Below are 21,300 nucleotides of genomic sequence, written 5' to 3'. Positions count from 1 at the left end.
GAACCCCAAAATGCGATCCGGCGGCGTCCGGTGCAAGACGCAGATGGATGGTTTAAGCCGACGGGGCGATGGATTTCAGCAACTTGATCACCTGCTCGTCCGAGACCTGGGGGAATTCGCGGTAATGGGCACCAACGGCATAAAAATCCGGCGGCGTTTCCAGGCAGACGATGCGGTCGGCCAGGCCCTTGAATTCCTCCAGTGTGGTCGATGCGGCCACGGGGATTGCCAGAATGATGGATTTCGGCTCAGCGGCACGCAACAGAGTGAGCGCGGCCTTCGCAGTGGCACCGGTGGCGATGCCGTCATCGACAACGATGACGATGCGGCCTTTCACATCGGGATGCGGCTGGCCGATATCGTAACGCTGGCGCCGGCGCTCGATTTCGGCCAGTTCGCGCTGGGCAGCAGCACGCAGATAATCATCGTCGACTTTCAGGCTATCGACCACGTCGCGGTTCACGACAAGCCTTGGCTTCTCGCCATCTGCAACCGCAGCGACGGCCAGTTCGGCATGATGCGGCGCGCCGATCTTGCGCACCAGCAGCAAATCGAGCGGTGCCTGCAGGGCCGCAGCCACTTCGGTCGCTACCGGCACCCCGCCGCGCGGCAAAGCCAGGATGATGGGTTTTCCCTCCTTGAACCCCATCAGCCTTTTCGCCAGTTTCTGTCCGGCCTCGCTTCTATCCAGAAACATTTACCGCCTCGCCATCAAGCAGATGTTGGCTGAACCAGGTGCCGGCATGGTCGATTACCTGATCCAATGTACCGGCTTCCTCAAACAGATGCGTGGCGCCCGGCACGACCAGCAGTTTGCTTTTGCAGCGCATATGCGCCATGGCCTGACGATTGAGCCCCAGCACTTCACGATCAAGGCTGCCCACGATCAGCAGGGTTGGTGCGACAACCCGGGGCAAGGCAGCACCGGCCAGATCGGGCCGGCCGCCACGGTTGACGATGGCGCCCACGGGACAATCCGGCTGGGCGGCGGCGACCAGGGCGGCGGCCGCGCCGGTGCTGGCGCCGAAATAACCGATGCGCGGGGGCATGCGTTCCATACGCTGGCCCAGCCATGTCGTGGCCAGGAGCAGTCGCTCGGCCAGCAATTCTACATCGAAGACGAGTTCACGGTTTCCGGCCTCGGATTCAGTCAGCAGATCAAAGAGCAGGGTACCGAACCCAATCTGCTGCAAGGCAGAGGCGACATGCCGGTTGCGCGGGCTGTTCCGGCTGCTGCCGCTGCCATGGGCGAAGATGATCACGGCTCGGCAGAGAGAAGGCAGCACAAGCTGTCCTTCAAGGCCGAATGGCGGTATGGCCACCAGCTCTTCCGAATATTGCCCCTGTTGTTTTCTCCCTGGCGTCATCCGCGTCATCCGCCGGCATTGACTGCTGGAACGGATTCATAGCGGACCGCGTGGGGGCGGGCCTTGATCTGGATCATCCCTCGCCGAGCCCGGCGCGCACCAGATCGATCAGCCGTCCGATCCGGCTAAGGCGGGATTTCTGCGGCGGCTGGGGCGCTATTGCCGCAGGCTCCTCCTGCAGCTGGATCATGCCGGCGTCCGAGCGCTGGAGCTGGAGATGGCGCGTGAAAAAGCCGTTCTGGCCGGCATGATGCCCGACTGCCAGGATGGTGGCCTCAGGCAGCAGTTCGGCTAGTACATGCATCAGCGCCAGTTCCGATTGCTCGTCGACACCATCGGTGGCCTGGTCGATCAGGATCCAGGCCGGGCGGTGCAGCAGCAATCGGGCAAAACCGATGCGCTGCAAATCCCCGGGGCTGAGGGTCTGACTCCATTCCGTTTCGGCATCCAGTTGCGGCACGAGAAACTCCAGGCCGACCCGTCGAAGGATATCGGCCAGCGTAGCATCGTCCGCCCGCGCCGGCGCTTCGGGATAGAGCAGGGCATGCCGCAGGCTGCCCGGTGGCATATAGGGCCGCTGCGGCAGCAGGGCGAGCGGCTCGGCCGGTACTTCAATCCGTCCGCGCCCCCATGGCCATACGCCGGCCACGGCCTTGCACAGAATCGCGGCTGCATGCTGGTCGCCGGTCAGCAGCAGCCGCTCGCCTTTCTGGATCTCGAGCGACAGACCGGCGGCAAGAATGCGCTGGTCAGGCTCCGCCAGGGTCACATCATGGAAGCTCAGGCCAGGCTTGTCTGTGGTGACAACGGTGATGCGTTGCGCGGCCGCCCCGGCCTTGCCCTGCAATTCCGCTTCGGTCACGGCATTATGCAGTTCCAGCACGCGTTCGGCCGAGGCGCGTAACTCGGCCAGACGGGGAAAGTTGTCGATCGGCCAGGACAGCGCCGCGGTGGCCTGCTGAAAGGCCTGTGCCGTCTGCATCAGCCCGCCCAGGCTGATCTCGCCCAGCAGATAACGCGGCGTGCTGACCAGGATGGGGAATACGGCCGCTACCGTACTGTAGGCGGACGAGAACAGGATCAGGCGACGCAGCCCGCCGGTCTGGTTATGCCAGGCCTCGGCGACTGGCGAAAACAGGCGCAGCAGGAAACCGCGTTCATCGGCCTCGCCGCGTGCGACCGCGATGGCCTCGGCATTTTCGCGACTGCGGCCCAGCGCATAACGCAGGTCGGCTTCCACGGTCTGACGTCGGTCGGCGGCGGAGACAAGAGTCCTGCCGATGAACATGGCCAGTGCGGAACCGACGCCGGAATAGAGGAAGGCCAGCCAGACCATGTGACCGGGAAGGCTGAATTCCATGCTGCCGACATGAAGCGGCAGATTGCCGGAGAGCACCCATAAAATGCCGATGAAACTGATCAGCAGCAGAATGCAGTAGGTCAGCGAATGAAACAGGTCGACCGCTGCCTCGGTGGCGATGCGGATATCCTCGGCGATGCGGCCGTCGGGATTGCTGTGGCTGCCAGGCACCATGCCCAACCGGAATTGACGGCCGTCCCGCATCCATTCATTGATCAGGCGATCCGTGAGCCATTCCCGCCAGCCGAGTTGCAGCTTGCGTTTGAAATGAAGATGCACGGCGTTGACCGCCATAGTGCCCAGCACGATCAGCACGAAAACAAGCACCTGATGCATGAAGCCTTCCATCGAGCGCCGCTCCAGGGCATCGAACAGATCGGCGTTCCAAAGATTGAGGCGGATGGCCAGCAGCACCTGCGCCACCGCCAGAACAACGATGGCTATCAGCAGAAACCATGCGGTCCAGCGTTCGGGACCGCCCCAGTAGGGCCGTGCCAGGTGTAGGAAATCGGTGGTCAACCCGATGGATGAGACCGGCGGCTTCTCGGTGGGAACAGGCGAGTTCACAGGGTAGCCTGCTGAAAATGCCCGGCCGCGATCATGGCCTGCAAGCCGAGAATGGCTGGCTCGGGATGCAGGATCACGAAGGCCGGGATCGGCGCCAGGTAGTCGCGAAGGCGTCCCTTGGCCTCGAAGCGCTGCCGAAAGTCCGAAGCCTGCAACAGGTCGACCATGTGGGGCAGGATACCACCGGTTAGGTAAAGCCCACCCCTGCCGCCGAAGGTCAATGCCAGGTCGCCTGCGAATCCCCCTAGAAAAGCGCAGAACAGTGCCAGCGCGCGGGCACACAGCTCGCAACGCCCTTCACGCGCGGCGGCGACAATTTCGGCGGCCGGCTTAATCGGCGCACTCGACTGCGATAAAGCGGCCAGTGCCTGGTGCAGGTTTACCAGCCCAGGTCCGGAGATGACGCGTTCAGCCGAAACATGGCCGAACTTCTCCCGCAGCCATACAAGGACGGCATCTTCATCGGTATTCTGTGCGGCCAGGGTGATATGGCCGGCCTCGCTGGCTATCACGCGCTCGCAGCCATCCAGCGGGATGAAGGCACTGGTGCCGAGGCCGGTGCCGGGCCCACAGGCTACCTTCACACCGCCTGGCTTCGGCGGTCCGCCACCGATTTGATGAACATCGTTGGCAGACAGCGCCGGCAGGGACCATGCGGTGGCGACGAAGTCGTTGACCAGATGGACGGATGGAATTCGCAGGCGTTGCTGCAACTCCACCGCATCGATCCGCCAGGCTGCGTTGGTCATGGTGACGCAGCTATCCCGCATCGGCCCGGCAATGGCCAGTACCAGCCTGTCCGGGGCAGGCGATGCCGATGCGTCGAGATAGGCCGCGATGGCTTCACCCATATCGCCATAAGCGGCGCGGGGAAGGGTGGTGACAGGGCCGCAGGTCCCGTGCGCCACCTGCGCGAATCGCAGATTCGTGCCACCGATATCGCCAAGCAGGATGCTTCGAGGGTTGCTCATGGTTTTTCGGCGGAGCGGCGCGCCGCCTTCTGCGCGATGCGTTCGGCATACCAGCGGGCGGACGCCTTCGGGATACGGCGCAGAGTTGGGTAATCGACATAGATCAGGCCGAAGCGGTCGCCATAACCGGCGCCCCATTCGAAGTTATCGAGCAGGGACCATACGAAGTAGCCGCGCACATCGGCACCGGCGGCCATCGCCGTTTCCATCGCGCCGATATAGGCATTCAGGTAATCGATGCGATGCTGGTCCCTCACATTCCCCGTATGGTCGAGCTGGTCGCGACCGCCCGTACCGTTCTCGGTTACATAGATCGGCAGGCGGTAGCGTTTCGAGGCTTCCAGCAGGATGTCGCGGAAGGCATCGGGTTGCACCTGCCAGCCGACTTCCGATTGCGGCATGCCGGCGGGCGGTCCGGCCCATGCGTAGCCCAGAGGTGCCGTCTTGTCGCCGCGCGCATAGATCGGCGAATAATGGTTGATCCCGAGCCAGTCGAGCGGCCGGCAGATGCGTGCCATGTCGCCGGGGGCAATCTGGGGTGCCAGCTCATCCGCAAGGACTTTCGGGTAATAGCCCAGAATCTGCGGGTCCGGGAAAGCCTGGTTCCAGTGCATGTGCAGGCGTTCGGCGGCGGCGAGATCTTCCAGCGCGGCCGAAGCCGGCAGGCAGGGTTGCATGTTGTGGATCACGCCGATGCTCGCGTTCGACACTCCGGAGCGCAAAGCATCCACGGCGGCACCATGGGCCAGATTTACATGATGGATTGCCTTGCGATGGGCATCGGCATCAATGACACCTGGCGGCTGCCAGCCGAAGCCGAAACCGAACAGGGCGAAGACACCGGGTTCGTTGAACGTGGCAAAGCGCTTGACCCGGTCGCCGTAACGCCGCGCCACCAATGTTGCGTAATCGGCGAACCAGCCAGCGGCATCACGGCTGAGCCAGCCGCCTTCGTCATCCAATGCCTGCGGCAGGTCCCAGTGATAGAGGCAGAGCCAGGGTTCGATCCCGGCTTCCAGCAGGCCATCGATCAACCGGTCATAGAAAGCGGCACCGGCCTCGTTGAAATGCCCCCTGCCAGTCGGCAGCAGGCGCGGCCAGGCCACCGAAAAGCGATAAGCCTTCACGCCGATATCCCGCATCAGTGCAATGTCTTCGGCGAAACGATGATAGTGGTCGCAGGCGATATCGCCGGTATCGCCATTCGCGATACGATCCTTCTGCTGGCAGAAGGTATCCCAGATGCTGGGACCGCGCCCATCGGCCTTACTGGCCCCTTCGATCTGGTAGGAGGAGGTCGAGACCCCCCACAGAAAGGTTTCGGCGGGGCGTGCGGACAATCGATTCATGTTTTCAGGCCTTCTGTGCCAGCCCTGCGATCGGTTAGGCTGAACCGATGGGAGAGGTGATTGCCGAAATATCGGATGGCCGTCTGCAGGTATTGCTGCGGGCGGCGCAACCGCTCACCCTCCATACGCCGGATTTTGTCCGCACCGATGCCAACAGCCCTGTCCTGAGCGACGACACCGGCATGCAGGTATTCTTTTCGCATTACCAGCCGCGCGGTCATTCCTACCGGCGGCGATTTTCCACCGGGTTGCAGGATGGACAGCCGCCGGAGGCCGTGCGCTGGATCGACGAACCAGAGCCCACGTTGGGCAAATGGATCGAAGCGGTCTGGCGCGACCCTGGCGCGGGCCGTCTGTATGGCTGGTACCATGCCGAGGAATTCGTTGGCGGCCCGGCGAAGCTTTTCGTGCTGCATATCGGCGCCATCATGTCGGACGACGAGGGTCTGTCCTGGCGTTTCCTGGACGAAATGCTGCGGGCTCCGGCCCATCTCACCGATATCGGGTACAATAACGGCTTCCTGGCGGGCGGGTATGGCGATTTCTGCGTCGTCCCGGACCGCGCAGGGCAGTATTTCTATCTTGCCTTTTCCAGCTATGTTGCCGACGAGGCCGCGCAGGGCATTGCGATGGCTCGCTTTCCGGTCGCCACACGCGACCATCCGGCTTCGGAGCTTGAAGTGTGGAGCAACTCTGGATGGGTACCGGCTGCCGGTCGGTTGCCCGCGCCACTCTGGCCGATACGGCGCGGCTGGCGGCATATCGATCCGGATGCCTTCTGGGGACCGGCGATCCATTTCAATCGCCAGCTCGATGCCTTTGTCATGCTGCTCAATCATACCGCGGGCGGTTTTCACAACATGCTCCAGGAAGGCATCTATGTTTCAGTAACGCGCACGCCGGACGATCCGGCATCATGGGGCACGCCCATGCGGCTGGTGGCCGGCGGAGCCTGGTATCCGCAGGCCATCGGCCTGACCGCCGGCAGCGGCGACAGTTTCATCGATGGGCCCGCACGCTTCTTCATGGCCGGACACTCCGCCTGGGAAATCGAATTCGCCTGGACGTCTTCGCCTGAACGCAAAGAGCACGTCCTGGAAGCAACAAAATCCCTGTACTACAGCCTTTTCGGCGACCGGCATGCGGCGCCGTGGTGATCTGCATACTTCATAGCCGCAATCGCGCGGACGGGATTTGATTCTGGTCAACGGCCTGATCGGGATGGGGTCAGGCCGGGATGGCCAGGTCGCGATCCCAGAACGGCTCCGGCCCATACAGGTCTTGCAGATAGGCGATGAAGGCATGCACGGCCGCCGGCACGAATTTGGCGGGCGGGTAGACGGCGAAGATTCCCACATCGCTGGCCCCCGGATGCTCGGGCAGGACCACGCGCAGCCGCCCAGCCCGAAGATCCGGCCCGATATCCCAGGTCGAGCGCAGGGCAATCCCCATGCCGGCCAGGGCCAGTTCGCGCACAACCTCGCTGGAATTTGTGCGCACGATGCTTTCGCCGGGTACAACGACCGGGCCGCTGCGGCCCTGCAGCCGCCAGGGCAACTGGGCTACTGCCGCCAGCAGGTGGTGCCGGTTCAGGTCGGCGAGTTTCTTCGGCTCGCCATGCTGTTTCAGGTAATCCGGGCTGGCGCACAGCACGCGGCGGTTGGGCGCCAGCCGCAGGCCGGTCAGGCCACCGCCGATGACAGGCGCGATGCGGATGGCCAGGTCGATCCGCTCCGCCAGCAGGTCGACATAGGCATCCGAAAGGTCGATCTCCAGTTTCAGGCGTGGCCAGCGCTCCAGGAAGGGCTTCAGGTGCGGGGCCACGTGCAGGCGGCCGAAGGAGGTGGGGGCGGTGATGCGCAGCCGGCCGGCCGGAGCGCCATCGGCGGCGCTGACCAGGCTTTCCGCCTCGCGGGAGGCGGTCAGGATATCGACCACGCGCTCATAAAACCGCTGGCCCGCCTCGGTGGTGGTCAGCTTGCGGGTGGTCCGATGCAGCAGCCGGGCGCCCAGCCGCTCTTCCAGCCGGGCGATCCGCTTGGAAACCATGGCCGGTGACAGGCCCATGGTGCGGCCGGCGGCGGCCAGGCTGCCGCTTTCGATCACACGGGCATACAGCTCGTATTCCTTGTCCACCATTATTGTTTCTCACAGAGAACGACTGCTTTCAATTCTTTTCATCTACAGAATGAATGATGGGACTGCTATGGTCGCCACCATTGAGTCGACAGCAGAATTCCGGGAAACGCCATGAGCAGAACCACAGATCGCGCCGGCCTGGCAGTGGCCGAAACCCTGGCCCGTTTCATCGAAGACAAGGCTTTGCCCGGCACGGGGATCGAACCGAAGGATTTCTGGGCCGGCATGGCGGGCATCTTCGCCCGTTTCACGCCGGAAAACCGCGCCCTGCTGGCCAAGCGCGACGATTTGCAGGCGAAGATCGACACCTGGCATGTGGCGCAGCGCGGCAAGACGCACGATGCCGGCGCTTACGAGGCCTTCCTGCGCGAAATCGGCTACCTCGTGCCCGAGCCGATGCCATTCAAGGTCGGTACCACCAAGGTGGATGATGAGATCGCCCGCATGGCTGGGCCGCAGCTGGTGGTGCCGGTGCTGAATGCACGCTTCCTGCTGAACGCCGCCAATGCGCGGTGGGGCAGTCTCTACGATGCCTATTACGGCACGGACGCGATCCCGCATGATCCGAACGAGAAAAAGGGCTACGATCCGGCGCGTGGCGCCAAGGTGATCGCAAAGGCCAAAGCCTTCCTCGATCAGGCCGTGCCGCTGGCCTCGGGCAGCCATGCCGACGTGAAAGACTGGTCGATCAAGCACGGTCAGCTTTCACCGGCATTGAAAGACGCGGAGGCCTTTGCCGGCTATCGCGGCGATGCGGCCGCCCCCAGCGCCGTGCTGCTGAAGCATAACGGTCTGCATATTGAACTGGTGATCGACCGCAATCATCCGGTCGGGAAGGGCGATCCGGCCGGCATGGCCGACGTGATCCTGGAATCCGCGCTCACCACCATCGTCGATCTGGAAGACTCCGTTGCCGCCGTCGATGCCGACGACAAGGTGGAGGCCTATGCCAACTGGCTCGGCCTGATGCAGGGCGATCTGAGCGCCACCTTCGACAAGGGCGGCCGCAGCATGACCCGCACGCTGGAGCCCGACCGCGAGTATGTCGCGCCCGATGGCAGCAAGCTTGTTCTGCCGGGCCGCAGCCTGCTGTTTGTGCGCAACGTGGGCCATCTGATGACCACGCCGGCAATCCGGCTATCAGACGGCACAGAAGCGCCGGAAGGCATTCTCGACGGCATCGTTACCAGCCTCATTGCGATCCATGACCTCAAACGGCGCGGCCGTTTCGTCAACAGCCGCGCGGGTTCGGTCTATATCGTCAAGCCAAAGATGCACGGACCGGAAGAGGCGGGATTCACCAACCGCCTGTTCGATGCCATTGAGGACATGCTAGGTCTGACACGCCATACGGTGAAGGTTGGCGTGATGGACGAGGAACGCCGCACCTCGGCGAATCTTGCGGCCTGTATCCATGCCGTGAAGGATCGCATCGTCTTCATCAACACCGGCTTCCTCGACCGCACCGGCGACGAGATGCATACATCGATGCAGGCCGGTCCGATGGTGCGCAAGGTCGACATGAAGGCCAGCGCCTGGATCAAGGCCTATGAGGAGCGCAACGTGGCCATCGGCCTGGCCTGCGGCCTATCGGGCAAGGCGCAGATTGGCAAGGGCATGTGGGCGGCACCCGACCGCATGGCCGACATGCTGGAGCAGAAGATCGGCCACCCAAGGACCGGCGCCAACACCGCCTGGGTGCCGAGCCCGACGGCAGCAACCCTGCATGCCACGCATTACCACGCCGTAGACGTTTTTGCCCGCCAGGCCGAGGTGACGAAACAGCCGGTGCCGCCGCTGGCCGCGCTGCTGACCATTCCGCTGGCCACGGGGCAGAATTTCTCCGAGCAGGATGTGCGCGACGAACTCGACAACAACGCCCAAGGTATCCTGGGTTATGTGGTGCGCTGGGTGGACCAGGGCATCGGCTGTTCCAAAGTGCCCGACATCCACGATATCGGCCTGATGGAAGACCGTGCGACGCTGCGGATTTCATCCCAGCATATGGCAAACTGGCTGCTGCACCGGGTCTGCACTGGCGAGCAGGTGGAGGCCGCCTTCCGTCGCATGGCTGCCAAGGTGGATGCCCAGAATGCCGGCGACGCCGCGTATCGCCCGATGGCAACCGACCCCGACAACAGCCTGGCGTATCAGGCTGCCCGTGCGCTGGTGTTTGAGGGTGTGCAGCAACCGAATGGCTATACCGAGCCGCTGCTGCATGCCTTCCGTGCCCGCGTGAAGGCCGGGGGCTGACGCCACGCCGGGGCCTGCCGCTGATGGTCGAGGGGATGCCTAGACGTAGTATTTGGGGGCGAGGTCGCGCCTTGCTGAGTTTTAAAATTATCGGATAATGTATATTATGGAAAATTATAATAGCCGTTATTTCAGTAATTTATACAGAAACCGCCATCATATGGTTGTCCCAACGCTGTCCGCCCGCATCGTTCAATGCCGTCAGGACGGCGCCGTCTGAACAGGCCGCGATCCGGCCCAGGCCGTTGCTGACGATGAAGCCCGCGCCATCCGCCTGCGCAGCAACGCCACAGATGTCCGGCATCTCTGCCGCTGCCAGATAGCGCCCGGCTTCCATGTCCCACAGCAGCATCCGGTTGCCGCGCGGGCTGGTCACGGCCAGCAGCCGGCCAGCGCCGGCCATGGCGGCGCTGCCGCAATACTGCCGCAGGCCGGCGCGCTGTTCCGGCGGCATCGGCAGGAACCGCAGGCCGTCCCGGTCCTCCGGCCCGCCATGCCAGGCCACCAGCGGAACCGCGTCGGTTTCCGGGCCCTCATACTGCATGGCGATGGCGACCCGGCCGCGCCGGTCGATGGCGATATGTCGGATACTGAGCTGCCGCAGGTCCTGGGCTGGCCGGACCTGCCGGATCAGCCGCCCGGTCGCAGCATCCAGGTAAACCAGCGACGGATCCATATCCGGGATGTTCAGCTTCAGCCGGGGCATGTCGGCCAGCATCAGGATGCCGCCATTGGCCACCGCCAACGTGCGGCCATCGGGCATCAGCCGGATTTCATGCGGGTCCAGCCCATGGGTCGGATATTCGCCGATCCGGCGGAAGCCCAGTGTCGCATCGTAGATGCCCAGCACGCCTTCGCCGGTCGAACCGACAACCTCGGTGGCGAACATCAGACGACCATCGGCCGTGAATGCGCCATGGCCGCAGAAGCTGCGATCCTCGGCAGCAGCAATACGATGCCGTTCCTTGCCGTCCTGCGCCGCGAACACCACGGCGTAATCGCCCGGGCGGCGCGAAAACGCCACGGCGATATCACGACTGCGAGCGAAGCTGTGGCCACGTCCGGGCAATGCCAGGCTATAACGGATCCGGCCGGCCGCATCGAACCCGGCAACGCCGAAGCCTGCCTTGTTGCCATAGGCATTTAGATAAAAAAGCTGCCCGGTGCGTGCCTTTGCGATCCTGGTTGGCAATATCGCCCAGGCAGCCAGCAGGCCAATGGTTGTGCGACGCGAAACGATGGTCGCCATTTTTAGTCACCATCCAGCGCGTTGAAGCCGACCGGAATCTGCAGTGCCTCCGGCAGTTGCTGCATCACCAGACTCTTCAGGGCCTGGGTATCGGCGGCCAGTTTTTCGGCGGCCTTGCGGGTACCGGCATCCTGCACGGCGCGCTCCAGCGGCATGGGCAGCGCCGCCGCCGAGGCATGGGCCTGCGCGAAGGCCGCACGGATCGCCTCATCCAGGGACTTATCCGGGATATGTGGTGCGAAGGCCGTCACATACAGGTCGGTCGCAGCCGTAAGGTTGTGCTGGACATTGCGCAGCGAGCGCTCACTGCGCCAGGATTCGGCCAGGCGCGGTCGCGCATCGTCGGCCGAGGCACCAAGCGGCCGCGCCAGCTTGTGATCGGCCGCCAGTTCGATTGCGGTATAGAGGCTCTTGAACAGTTCCAGCGTCGCTTCCTTGGCGTCGCGATAGCGCGCATCCGCGCCCTGCCCCGGTTTCAACATCTGCGCGGCAAAGCCTTTGGTCGGTGCGCGCCACTCCTGCTGCGTTTCACGCGCCATGCCGGCAAGGTTCTCCGCAATCGCAATCACGTATCCGCAGCGGAAAGCGGTATCCACACCAGTCTGCAGTTTCTTTGCGTCCTCGCTGAAGATCATGCGCTCCAGTGCCGGCAGGCCCTGCACCGCCACGCTGCCGCGTCCGAGAACATCTGCATTCATTGAGCCGCTGGCGTGTTTGGCGATCAGCTCGGCCATCTGCTTGCCGATGGTGTTGCGCGGATCGGGCCAGAAGGCAAAACGCTGGCTGCGGAAGAACAGGTCGATGGGGCCGAACCGCACATGCTGGATATCCTGCCAGGCATCGGCCGCATCATGATAGGCCTGCTGCAGCGTTTCGACCTTCCGCTCCGCGGCCGGCATGGCGCAGAAAGCCTTGGACGCCTGCTCCAGTTTTCCAGTTGCGGTTGCCAGCGCATCGTAGCGCGGCAGGACATGTCCCTCGACCGCGGCACGGTTGATGGCTTCGTAGGTTTTCCCATCCAGCGCCAGAGCCGGCCCATGGAAAACCATCAGCAGAACAAACACCAGGCCAGGAATACGCATGACAGGTCTCCGCGTTACAGCGAATTGATGAAGGCCAGCAAGTCAGCCCGTTCCTGGCTGCTCATGCCGGCCACGCGGTCGCGTGCCGCCTGCGCCTCGCCGCCATGCCAGAGGATCGCTTCCAGAACGCCGCGCGCTCGGCCATCGTGCAGCAGGAAATCATGGCCGCTGACAATGCGGGTCAGGCCGATGCCCCAGAGCGGCGCGGTGCGCCAGTGCCGGCCACTGGCGTGACCCTCAGGGCGATTATCGGCCAGCCCTTCGCCCATGTCATGCAGCAAGAGATCGGTATAGGGCCAGATCGTCTGTCCTGATTGTTCGGGATGGGCGGCATCGGTTGCCGTCCGGTGACTGGGGACATGGCAGCCAGCGCAGCCTGCCGCTGCGAACAATGCCTGGCCGCGTCGCACGGCGGGATCGCCGGATTTCCGGCGCGCCGGCACAGCAAGGTTGCGCGCATAGAACACCGTCAGGTCGAACATCTGGCGCGGCACTTCAATGTTTTCGTCCGGATCGTCGCCTGTGGGCGCATTCAGGCAATCGCGCTGCGCCACCGTGCATTCGCCATGCGACGTTTGGGGAAGCAGCGGTGTGGAAAGACCAAGATCACCGGCAAAGGCCTCCGCCGTCTGGTCGGCGACCGTGGCAGCACCAGCTTTCCATCCGAAGCGGCCCAGCATCGCCTTGCCATGGGCGTGGCTCCACACCTGGTTGGGCCGGCCAGCAATACCGTCGCTATCCCGGTCTTCCGGATCGGCGTGACGCAGGATATCGGCTTCCGGGATCATCTCCAGCAGGCCGAGGCCGATCATCTGTGGCGTCACGCGCGGCGAGATCATGGTCTGTGGATGCAGCGGGCCATAGTTCAAGTCAGCGATTCTGTAGCTCGGCTTGCGCAGCGTGACGGTCTCGCCCTCGGCAAGCTCCACCTTTACATCGCTGTAGGCGATGTCCATGCGCCCTTCGGCCAGCAGGCCCTGCACGGAAAAGTTCTGCAGCTGCGTGCCATAGGTCGGTTCCGGCGTCACCGTCCGGACAAAGGATTCCAACGCCTGCCGGTCTGCCTCGTTCTGCGGCGGGATACTGAGGCGCAGGAACATCGATACGGCCGTTTCGCCCTCGGCCGGTGGCCGGCCACGCCCGTCTTTCAGGTGGCAGGATTGGCAGGAGCGTGCGTTATAGAGCGGCCCCAGGCCATCCGACGATGTGGTCGAGCTTGGCGACGAAGCCCATAGCTTGCGGAAGATTCCATCGCCGATCCTGAAGTCGAGCTGGCGCTCGAACCGCATGTTGCCGGACGGATGGGAAAAGACCGAACTGTTGATCGGCTTGCTCACCGTCGCATCGCCGCCGGGGCGGCGCTCGTCTGCTCCGGCCGGCAGCGCCAGCAGCGTTGCCAGCGCGACGATACCGAACGCGCGGGTCTTAGTGCTTGCCGACCTTATCGGGTGCATCGAGACTGTCCGAACCTTCGAATGTCGCCTTCAGTTTCAGCGCGGCAACCACGCGCTCCAGCGTCTTCGTCTGGTCGGTCAGGCGGTCGATGCCAGCCTGGATCATGGCGTTGCCCTCGGCATTCCCCTCGCCGAGCATCTGGTCATAGGCTTCCTTGGTTTCGGCCCGCTGCCTGATCGCGTCGAAGGCATCCATGGTCGCCTTCAGCTTGCCGCGCATTTCAGTGTCCAGTTCCGGGGCCATCACGCGCACCAGATGCGTCAGACCCTGCCCCTTCACTGTGCTGCCATTGATCCGTTTGTATTCACCGCCATAGACATTCAGCATGCCGGCCACGTCGTAGTAATGCGCATGGTGGGTGTTGTCAGAGAAGCAGTCATGCTCCTCCTCGGGGTCGTGCAGCAGCAGGCCCAGCTTCATGCGCTCGCCGGCCAGCTCGCCATAAGACAGGCTGCCCAGTCCGGTCAGCATCGCGCTGATACCGGCATCCAGGCCTTTCTCGGTCAGGGCCTTGCGCGCCGCGCCCTCGGGCTGCCACTGCTTGGCCATCCAGGCCAGGTCGTCGACCAGCATCTGGGTCGCCACCGCCAGATACTGGGCGCGGCGCTCGCAATTGCCGTTGGTGCAGCCCTGTTTGGCATAGTCGGTCCAGGGCCGGTTGCCCGCACCCGCGCCGGTGCCATTCAGATCCTGGCCCCAGAGCAGGAACTCTATGGCGTGATAACCGGTGGCGACATTGGCCTCCACGCCGCCCACTTCATGCAGTTTGCGCAGCAGCTTCCAGTCGATCTTCGTAGCATCGAGGGCCTTGCCGCCGAATTTGATCTGCCGGTTGGCGATCACATTCGCGGTGTAAAGCGGGTTCTCGTCGGATTCCTCGCCATATCGATCGGCATCGACGTAATCGATCAGGCCCTCGTCCAGCGGCCAGGCATTCACGCGCCCTTCCCAGTCGTCGACGATGGCATTGCCGAAACGATACACTTCGCTCTGCATGTAAGGGACACGCGAGGCAATCCAGGCTGTACGGGCTTTCTTCAGGCTGGCTTCGGATGGCGCCGCAATCAGCGCGGTTACGGCTTTCTGCAGGCTGCGCGCCGAAGACAGTGAATCCTCGAAGATCGCCTGGGCGATATCGCCATAGGTTTTCAACACTGCGGCCTTGATGTCGTCCTGGCCGGCGGCAAAGGCATTGCTTCCGGTAAACACCCCGAACACAAAAACAAGCGCGAGGCCAAAGCGAGCCATGGCAACTCTTCCTCCAGACAGGATCATTTCAGGTAAAACTGGATGGGGACAACCACATCGAGGCTGTTTTTCCCGAGCGATGCCGGGATCGGGGGCAGCGGCGACGCCTTGGCGATCATCCGTTCGACAGCGTCATCGAGTGTTTCGTGGCCTGAGCTACGTTCGATGCGGTGGCCGATCACACGCCCCTGCCCGTCGATGGTGAAGCGCAGATGGGCAACGCCCTCCTGTCGCCGCAATTGCGCGCGGCGCGGATATTCCTTGTGGCGTTCCAGCCATGCCAGCAGGCTGGCGTAGTAACTGGCCTCGGCATTCGGATTGACCGTCACGCGTGGCGCGGACATGACCGGGCCCGGCGGCGCCGGGGGAACGGCCGCGACCTGTGTCCTGACGGGTTGCGGCTCGACCACGGGTGCAGGCGGCTGCGGCATTTTCACCGGCTCAGGCTGCGGCCGCGGCGGTTCCGGCCGGGGCTTGGGCGGTTTCTGAACCACGGGTTTCGGCTTGGGCGGCGGCACCGGTTCGACATCCGGTTCCGTTGAGTTGGAAGTGATCAGTTCCGGTTCCTTGACCGGCTCAGGCGGCGGAGGCGGAACTTCCACCACCGGCTGCGGCTGCGGTGGTGGAGGCGGCGCTTCCACGGGCGGCGCGCTGGCCATCAGCAGGACTTCAATGCCCTGGAATTTCTCCTCGGCCACGATGGGCTTGCTGAAGAACGGCAGGCCGAACAGCAGCACGGCCGCCACGGCCAGATGGACCGCCACCGATACTGCCCAGGACGAGACCTGCGTTTTCATGACGCGCTACCGTGCCGGAGCGCCGGAGGCAGCGGCCTTCGTCGCCCCTTCCGCCACCAGGGAAATCTTGCCGTAGCCGGCCTGGCCGACCAGGCTCATCAGATCCATGATGCGACCGTATTCCAGCGCCTTGTCGCCGCGCACATAGACCACCGTATCGGCCTCGGCGTTGCGCATCTCGCTCAGCACCCGCACCAGATCGCCCTCTTCCACCGGTTCCTTGCGGATGAACAGCTTGCCATCCTTGTCCATGCTGATGACCAGCGGCTCTTTCGGCGGCGTGACTTTGTTTGCCGTGGTCTTGGGCAATTGCAATGGTACGCCGACCATCATCAGCGGTGCTGCCACCATGAAGATGATCAGCAGCACCAGCATGACATCGACGAACGGCGTGACGTTGATATCGGCCAGCGGCTTGTAGCTGCCGAAGTCGTCGCTTTCGTAACCGCTGCCGCCACCGCCTATCGGAGAAATCGCCATGACAGCCTCTTACTGCCCGGCTTCGGCGTGGCTGCGCGCCGCATGGGCGTTGCCACGGACAAACTGACGGGCGGCCTCGGAAATCGCGGCATTGAACCGCTGTGCCAGGCGACCCAGATCGGTGCTCAGCTTGTTGTAGGCGATCACGGCCGGGATGGCGGCCACGAGGCCCAGTGCCGTGGCAAACAGCGCTTCGGCAATACCGGGCGCAACGACGGCCAGGCTGGTGTCGTTCGAGCCTGCGATCGCAGTGAAACTGTTCATGATGCCCCAGACCGTGCCGAACAGGCCGATGAACGGCGCGGCCGAGCCAACCGTGGCCAGGAATGGCAGGCCTGGTTCGATCTGGCGCAACTGCTGGGCCATGGCCTGGCGCATCGCGCCTTCCATGCGTGCGCGAAAATCGTGGCGGCTCTCGCCGATATCCTGCCCGTCGCGCTTTTCGCGCGCGGCGGCGGCAAGAATGGCCCCCTGCAGAGGGTCCAGGGCGGTCTTGCCGCCCGAAGCCAGCAAGGCATCGGCCTTCACGGCCGCCTCGAAGGCGGCAGCGGCGCGACGAGCCCGGCCGAACTTGGCCGTTTTCTCGATCATGATGGCCCAGCAGGCAATCGACGTCAGCACCAGCAAGGCCATCACCAGCTGAACGACCGGATCGGCGTTGAGGATCATCGCCATGAAGGAAAAATCATGGTTCATAAGAGTTTACTCCAAATCTTGCCTGCATCTGCGTGCAGCTATGCCCGGGGACTCCGCTATTAATAATGAGAACCGCTCGCAAAATAAAGCGGCATGGCGGAGAATTGTTACATTATAACTATAAATATCTTTGGGCGGAAGATGTGTATCGGATCAGGACCAGCCGAAACGCTGGCGCACATCGCGGGTGATATGACCCATGTCGTCGAGTTTGCCGCTATCCCACTGCATCAGACGGCCATCGAACCACTGGATCAGGCCCTGTTTCAGCAGGCTGTCGAAGAAAGCGTCAAACCGCCTCGACCGCCCCGGCAGCCTGGCCACCAGAACCGGTTTTCCCGTGGAACAAGCCTCGGAAATCATCGAAACGGAATCGCAGGTCACCACGATCACATCGGCCAGGCCAAGGAACCCGAAATACGGATTTGGTCCCTTGCCGTCCCACAACACCGCCGGCAGGCTGGCCAGGCCTCCGCGCAGGATGTTCGTCTCGGCTTCGCCGCTGCGCCGCGAGATCGTCGCCATGACGCCGCAGCCTGACCGTTCGCACATGTTGCGTAGCTGTCCGACAAACCCACGCATCCAGTCTTCATCGAGCGAATAGTAGCGGTTGTTGCCGCCGACCAGCACGGCCACGCGCGGATGCGGCAGATGCGCGTATTCCTGCCGGATGGCTTCAGCGCCGGTTTCTAGCTTCAGCCGGGTCACACGATGCAGCGAACCGGTCGAAACCAGCACATTGGGACCGCGTGTGCGGTCATGTTCGGGCACGATCAACAGGTCCCAGTAGCGCGGCGATGCCTTGGGATCCTGAATATGGATTGTCGTCGTGCGGCCGCCGCTGGCCTTTTTCACCGCTAGGGCAAACAGCGCGGATTTGCGGCCGCAGGTGATCAGCACATCCGGCCAGGGCTGATCGCCGAACTGCGCCCGGCTTTCAGGCGTGATGGCGTCCAGGCTGGCGAAGAACGGATGCATCGGCGCCCAGGTATAGGGCCCGCGATATTCCAGCTCGAAACTCTGCGGCAGGCCAAAGCCGCCACCGTTGAACAGGGCCTCGGCCAGACCGACAGCCTGGTTCAGCATGCCTGCGGCGCCCTTCTGCGCGACAGCCCAAACGGATTTCAGCATTCCACCACCATGCCGTCATAGGCCGGCTCGACGCCGGGCGGCAGCTCGGTTTTCAATCTGCTGTAATCCAAATCGATATGCATGTTGGTCAGCACGGCGCGCTGTGGCTTCACGCGCGCGATCCATTCCAGGGTCTGCTCGACATGGCTATGGGTCGGATGCGGCGTATAGCGCATGGCATCGACGATCCACAGCTTCACGCCGTCCAGGGCTGCAAAAGCCTCGTCGTCCAGCCCGACCACATCGTTGGAATAGGCCAGATCCCCGAAGCGGAAGCCAAGAGAGTCGATGTTGCCGTGGCGCTGGCGGATCGGCGTCACCTCGATGCTGCCCACGCTGAACGGGCCATCGATCAGGCGCGGTTCGATGATCGGCGGATAACCGTCGCCGGCCTTCTCAAAGCAATAGCCGAATTTGCGTTTCAGCCGTTCATGCGTGAAGGCATCGGCATATCCCGGCACGCGCTGGCGCGAGGTATAGGCCAGGATGCGGAGGTCATCCAAACCATGGGTCTGATCGGCATGGTCATGTGTCCAGGCCACTGCCGAAACCCATGTGATGCCATTGGCCAGGAACTGGTTGCGCAGATCCGGGCTGGTGTCGATCAGCAAACGCGTATCGCCCTGCTCCACTACGATGGAACAACGGCTGCGACGATTTTTCGGCTCGTTCGGATCGCAGGCGCCCCAGTCGCCATCGATACGGGGAACACCGGCCGATGTGCCGCAGCCCAGGATGATCGCGCGCATCGTCTGGTCAGGCGGCCCGGCGGTCGATCACCGCCGCCTGCGGCACCTTGTCGAACAGCCGCAGGAAATTCGCCGTGGTCGCCTCGGTCACCTCGGCGATACCGACCTGCTTCAGCTTGGCCAGGAAGGCCGCCGTATGCACCACGAAAGACGGCTCATTGCGCTTGCCGCGCAGCGGTACGGGCGCCAGATACGGTGCATCGGTTTCCACCAGAACATGGCTCAGCGGCAGGGCTTGCGCCGACTGCTGCACCTCGCGCGCCTTGTTGAACGTCAGGATACCCGAGAACGACACCATCATGTCGTGCTTCACGGCCAGTTCGGCCAGCGCATGGCCCGACGAGAAGCAGTGCAGCAGGCCTTTAAAACGGCCCTTGGCCATCTCGGCTTCGATGATCGCGGCGGTATCCTCGTCGGCGTCGCGGGTGTGGATCACCACCGGCAGGCCGGTTTCGCGCGCAGCCTGGATATGCGCGAGAAAGCATGTCTTCTGCGCTTCGCGGTCGCTGTGTTCGTAGAAGTAATCCAGCCCCGTCTCGCCGATGCCGACCACCTTCGGATGCCGGGTCAGTTCGACCAGTTTCGCGGCAGCCACATCCACGTGGTCGTCGGCCTCATGCGGATGGATGCCCACGGTGCAATAGACATCGGGATAGGCCTCGGCCACCGCCAGCACGCGGTCGAACTGGTCCAGCCGCGTCGAGATGGTGAGCATCAAACCGACGCCGGCCTGGCGCGCGCGCTGGATGATCGCGTCGCGTTCCTCGGCGAAATCGGGAAAATCCAGATGGCAATGGCTGTCGATCAGCATGGCCATATCAAGCGCCCTCTTTCGCGGCGGCTTCGACATGGCGCGGGAACACGCCCTGCGGAGTCGGCAGCGGCGTACCGGCGCGCAGGCGGCCCATCTCGCCCAGATGGGCAAAGCTACGGGCGGCTTCCGAGACACCGAGCTGATCAAGCATCTTTGCCGCCGAATTCGGCATGATCGCCTGCGCCAGGATGGCGAGCTGGCGGATCGCCTCCAGCAGCGTCCACAATACGGTTTCCATACGCGCGGGATCGGTCTTGCGCAGGGTCCAGGGCGCAGCGACGTCAATATACTTGTTCGCCGCGTCCACCAGGTCGAACCAGTATTGCAGGGCCGTGTGGATCGCCTGATCGTCCAGGGCCGCGCGCATGCGATCGGCCAGGCTGTCGGCCTCGGCCAGAAGGGCCTCGTCCATCTCGGCCAGCGGGCCGGGCGTCGGCACGGCGGCATTGGTGTTCTTGGCGCAGAAGCTGAGCGTGCGCTGCGCCAGATTGCCGAAACCGTTGGCCAGTTCGCTGTTGATGCGGCTGACGATGCCGGCGCGGCGGAAATCGCCATCATTGCCGAACGGCACTTCGCGCATCAGGAAATAGCGCGTCTGTTCCAGCCCGAATTCCTCGATCAGCGCCAGCGGATCGATCACGTTGCCCAGCGACTTGGAAATCTTCTGGCCCTCGTTGGTCCACCAGCCATGGGCGAAGACGCGTTTCGGCGGCGCCAGGTCGGCGGCCATCAGGAAAGCCGGCCAGTAGACGGCATGAAAGCGCAGGATGTCCTTGCCCACCATGTGCAGGTCGGCCGGCCAGAACTTTTTATAAGAATCGCTGCCGGTATCGGGATAGCCGGCGGCAGTGATGTAGTTGGTCAGCGCATCGAACCACACATACATCACATGGGCTTCGTCGCCCGGCACCGGGATGCCCCACTTGAAGGTGGTGCGCGAGACCGACAGATCCTTCAAGCCGCCCTTCACGAAGCTGATCACCTCGTTGCGGCGGCTGGCCGGCAGGATGAAGCCGGGATTCTCTTCATAGAATTTCAGCAGCTTCTCGCCCCAGGCCGAGAGCTTGAAGAAATACGATGGCTCCTTCACCCATTCCACTGGCGCGCCGGTCGGCGCCAGCTTCTGGCCGTTCGGGCCATCCTGCAACTCGTCTTCCTGGTAGAAGGCCTCGTCGCGCACGGCGTACCAGCCTTCGTAATGCCCCAGGTAGATGTTGCCCGAGGCGGCCACCTTCTGCCACAGCGCCTGCACCGACTTCACGTGACGGGGCTCGGTGGTGCGGATGAAATCGTCATTGGAGAAATTCATCGCCCCGGCTAGGTCGCGGAAACTCTGGCTCACCTTGTCGCAGAAGGCCTGCGGATCGACGCCGGCGGCCTCGGCGGCCTTCTCCACCTTCTGGCCATGCTCGTCCGTGCCGGTGAGGAACATCACGTCATAGCCGTCCAGCCGCTTGAAGCGCGCCAGCACGTCGCAGGCCAGCGACGTATAGGCATGCCCGATATGCGGCTTGTCGTTCACATAGTAGATCGGCGTGGTGATGTAATAGGTTTTGCGGGTCATGGGCTTAAACTAGGGTGTGGGCGCCGGCG

The 21,300-nt window shown here is 63.4% G+C and carries 20 protein-coding genes; 2 read left to right on the top strand and 18 right to left on the bottom strand.

Features of this window, described 5'->3' with window-relative positions; translation table 11 throughout:
• Positions 1–52: 52 nt before the first annotated feature.
• The 6 genes from ACK4FJ_RS15375 to ACK4FJ_RS15350 form a co-directional block, all read right to left on the bottom strand.
• The gene (locus ACK4FJ_RS15375) at positions 53–697 is read right to left on the bottom strand and encodes a phosphoribosyltransferase (RefSeq protein WP_409767600.1); all 645 of its coding nucleotides are present in this window, start codon (positions 695–697) and stop codon (positions 53–55) included.
• On the bottom strand, positions 684–1,367 hold the full coding sequence (locus ACK4FJ_RS15370; protein ID WP_409767599.1) for a dienelactone hydrolase family protein: 684 nt from the start codon (positions 1,365–1,367) through the stop codon (positions 684–686). Before ACK4FJ_RS15370 ends, ACK4FJ_RS15375 begins: the two co-directional genes overlap by 14 nt.
• Positions 1,368–1,440: 73 nt before the next feature.
• Positions 1,441–3,294, bottom strand: coding sequence for an ABC transporter ATP-binding protein/permease (locus ACK4FJ_RS15365; RefSeq protein WP_409767598.1), 1,854 nt, complete (start codon positions 3,292–3,294; stop codon positions 1,441–1,443).
• Complete coding sequence (gene glk / locus ACK4FJ_RS15360; RefSeq protein WP_409767597.1) at positions 3,291–4,265, bottom strand: glucokinase; 975 nt, start codon at positions 4,263–4,265, stop codon at positions 3,291–3,293. Before glk ends, ACK4FJ_RS15365 begins: the two co-directional genes overlap by 4 nt.
• Complete coding sequence (locus ACK4FJ_RS15355) at positions 4,262–5,614, bottom strand: GH1 family beta-glucosidase (protein ID WP_409767596.1); 1,353 nt, start codon at positions 5,612–5,614, stop codon at positions 4,262–4,264. The genes glk and ACK4FJ_RS15355 overlap by 4 nt, the downstream gene beginning before the upstream one ends.
• Entirely contained in the window at positions 5,611–6,030 is a 420-nt protein-coding gene (locus tag ACK4FJ_RS15350; RefSeq protein ID WP_409767595.1) for a hypothetical protein, read from the bottom strand. Before ACK4FJ_RS15350 ends, ACK4FJ_RS15355 begins: the two co-directional genes overlap by 4 nt.
• Here ACK4FJ_RS15350 and ACK4FJ_RS15345 point away from each other — a divergent pair.
• A complete protein-coding gene (locus ACK4FJ_RS15345; protein WP_409767594.1) occupies positions 6,022–6,771 on the top strand; it encodes a hypothetical protein in 750 nt (249 codons plus the stop codon). The genes ACK4FJ_RS15350 and ACK4FJ_RS15345 overlap by 9 nt on opposite strands.
• 70 nt (positions 6,772–6,841) lie before the next feature.
• Here the strand turns inward: ACK4FJ_RS15345 and ACK4FJ_RS15340 are convergent, their stop codons facing one another.
• Positions 6,842–7,753 (bottom strand): LysR family transcriptional regulator, encoded by a 912-nt coding sequence (locus ACK4FJ_RS15340; protein ID WP_409767593.1) that lies wholly within the window; start codon positions 7,751–7,753, stop codon positions 6,842–6,844.
• Between the two features lie 111 nt (positions 7,754–7,864).
• Between ACK4FJ_RS15340 and ACK4FJ_RS15335 the strand changes: the two genes are divergently transcribed.
• Positions 7,865–10,006, top strand: coding sequence for a malate synthase G (locus ACK4FJ_RS15335; protein WP_409767592.1), 2,142 nt, complete (start codon positions 7,865–7,867; stop codon positions 10,004–10,006).
• A 139-nt stretch (positions 10,007–10,145) separates the two neighbouring features.
• Here ACK4FJ_RS15335 and ACK4FJ_RS15330 read toward each other — a convergent pair whose 3' ends face one another.
• The 11 genes from ACK4FJ_RS15330 to metG all read right to left on the bottom strand — a co-directional run bounded on the left by ACK4FJ_RS15330 (position 10,146) and on the right by metG (position 21,271).
• A complete protein-coding gene (locus ACK4FJ_RS15330) occupies positions 10,146–11,255 on the bottom strand; it encodes a DUF1513 domain-containing protein (protein ID WP_409767591.1) in 1,110 nt (369 codons plus the stop codon).
• Between the two features lie 2 nt (positions 11,256–11,257).
• Positions 11,258–12,337: an imelysin family protein gene (locus ACK4FJ_RS15325; protein ID WP_409767590.1), complete on the bottom strand. Its 1,080-nt coding sequence runs from the start codon at positions 12,335–12,337 to the stop codon at positions 11,258–11,260.
• A 14-nt stretch (positions 12,338–12,351) separates the two neighbouring features.
• Positions 12,352–13,791 (bottom strand): di-heme oxidoredictase family protein, encoded by a 1,440-nt coding sequence (locus tag ACK4FJ_RS15320; protein ID WP_409767589.1) that lies wholly within the window; start codon positions 13,789–13,791, stop codon positions 12,352–12,354.
• Positions 13,763–15,040: an imelysin family protein gene (locus tag ACK4FJ_RS15315; RefSeq protein ID WP_409767588.1), complete on the bottom strand. Its 1,278-nt coding sequence runs from the start codon at positions 15,038–15,040 to the stop codon at positions 13,763–13,765. Before ACK4FJ_RS15315 ends, ACK4FJ_RS15320 begins: the two co-directional genes overlap by 29 nt.
• A 23-nt stretch (positions 15,041–15,063) precedes the next feature.
• Positions 15,064–15,837, bottom strand: a complete 774-nt coding sequence (locus ACK4FJ_RS15310) for an energy transducer TonB (RefSeq protein WP_409767587.1) — start codon at positions 15,835–15,837, stop codon at positions 15,064–15,066.
• 6 nt (positions 15,838–15,843) lie between these two features.
• Positions 15,844–16,317 carry an ExbD/TolR family protein gene (locus tag ACK4FJ_RS15305; protein ID WP_409767586.1) on the bottom strand — a complete coding sequence of 158 codons (474 nt, stop codon included), beginning with the start codon at positions 16,315–16,317 and terminating at the stop codon, positions 15,844–15,846.
• A gap of 9 nt (positions 16,318–16,326) precedes the next feature.
• Positions 16,327–17,013, bottom strand: coding sequence for a MotA/TolQ/ExbB proton channel family protein (locus ACK4FJ_RS15300; protein WP_409767585.1), 687 nt, complete (start codon positions 17,011–17,013; stop codon positions 16,327–16,329).
• 153 nt (positions 17,014–17,166) lie between these two features.
• On the bottom strand, positions 17,167–18,144 hold the full coding sequence (locus ACK4FJ_RS15295; protein WP_409767584.1) for a mitochondrial fission ELM1 family protein: 978 nt from the start codon (positions 18,142–18,144) through the stop codon (positions 17,167–17,169).
• The gene (locus tag ACK4FJ_RS15290) at positions 18,138–18,893 is read right to left on the bottom strand and encodes an MBL fold metallo-hydrolase (RefSeq protein ID WP_409767583.1); all 756 of its coding nucleotides are present in this window, start codon (positions 18,891–18,893) and stop codon (positions 18,138–18,140) included. Before ACK4FJ_RS15290 ends, ACK4FJ_RS15295 begins: the two co-directional genes overlap by 7 nt.
• A 7-nt stretch (positions 18,894–18,900) precedes the next feature.
• Positions 18,901–19,704: a TatD family hydrolase gene (locus ACK4FJ_RS15285; RefSeq protein ID WP_409767851.1), complete on the bottom strand. Its 804-nt coding sequence runs from the start codon at positions 19,702–19,704 to the stop codon at positions 18,901–18,903.
• A 7-nt stretch (positions 19,705–19,711) separates the two neighbouring features.
• On the bottom strand, positions 19,712–21,271 hold the full coding sequence (metG, locus tag ACK4FJ_RS15280) for a methionine--tRNA ligase (protein ID WP_409767581.1): 1,560 nt from the start codon (positions 21,269–21,271) through the stop codon (positions 19,712–19,714).
• Positions 21,272–21,300 lie beyond the last annotated feature (29 nt).

This window comes from Ferrovibrio sp. (genome assembly GCF_046297595.1).
GTDB lineage: Bacteria > Pseudomonadota > Alphaproteobacteria > Ferrovibrionales > Ferrovibrionaceae > Ferrovibrio.
Note: the sequence above shows the minus strand (reverse complement) of the source record. Positions and strands in the feature narration are given on the sequence as shown.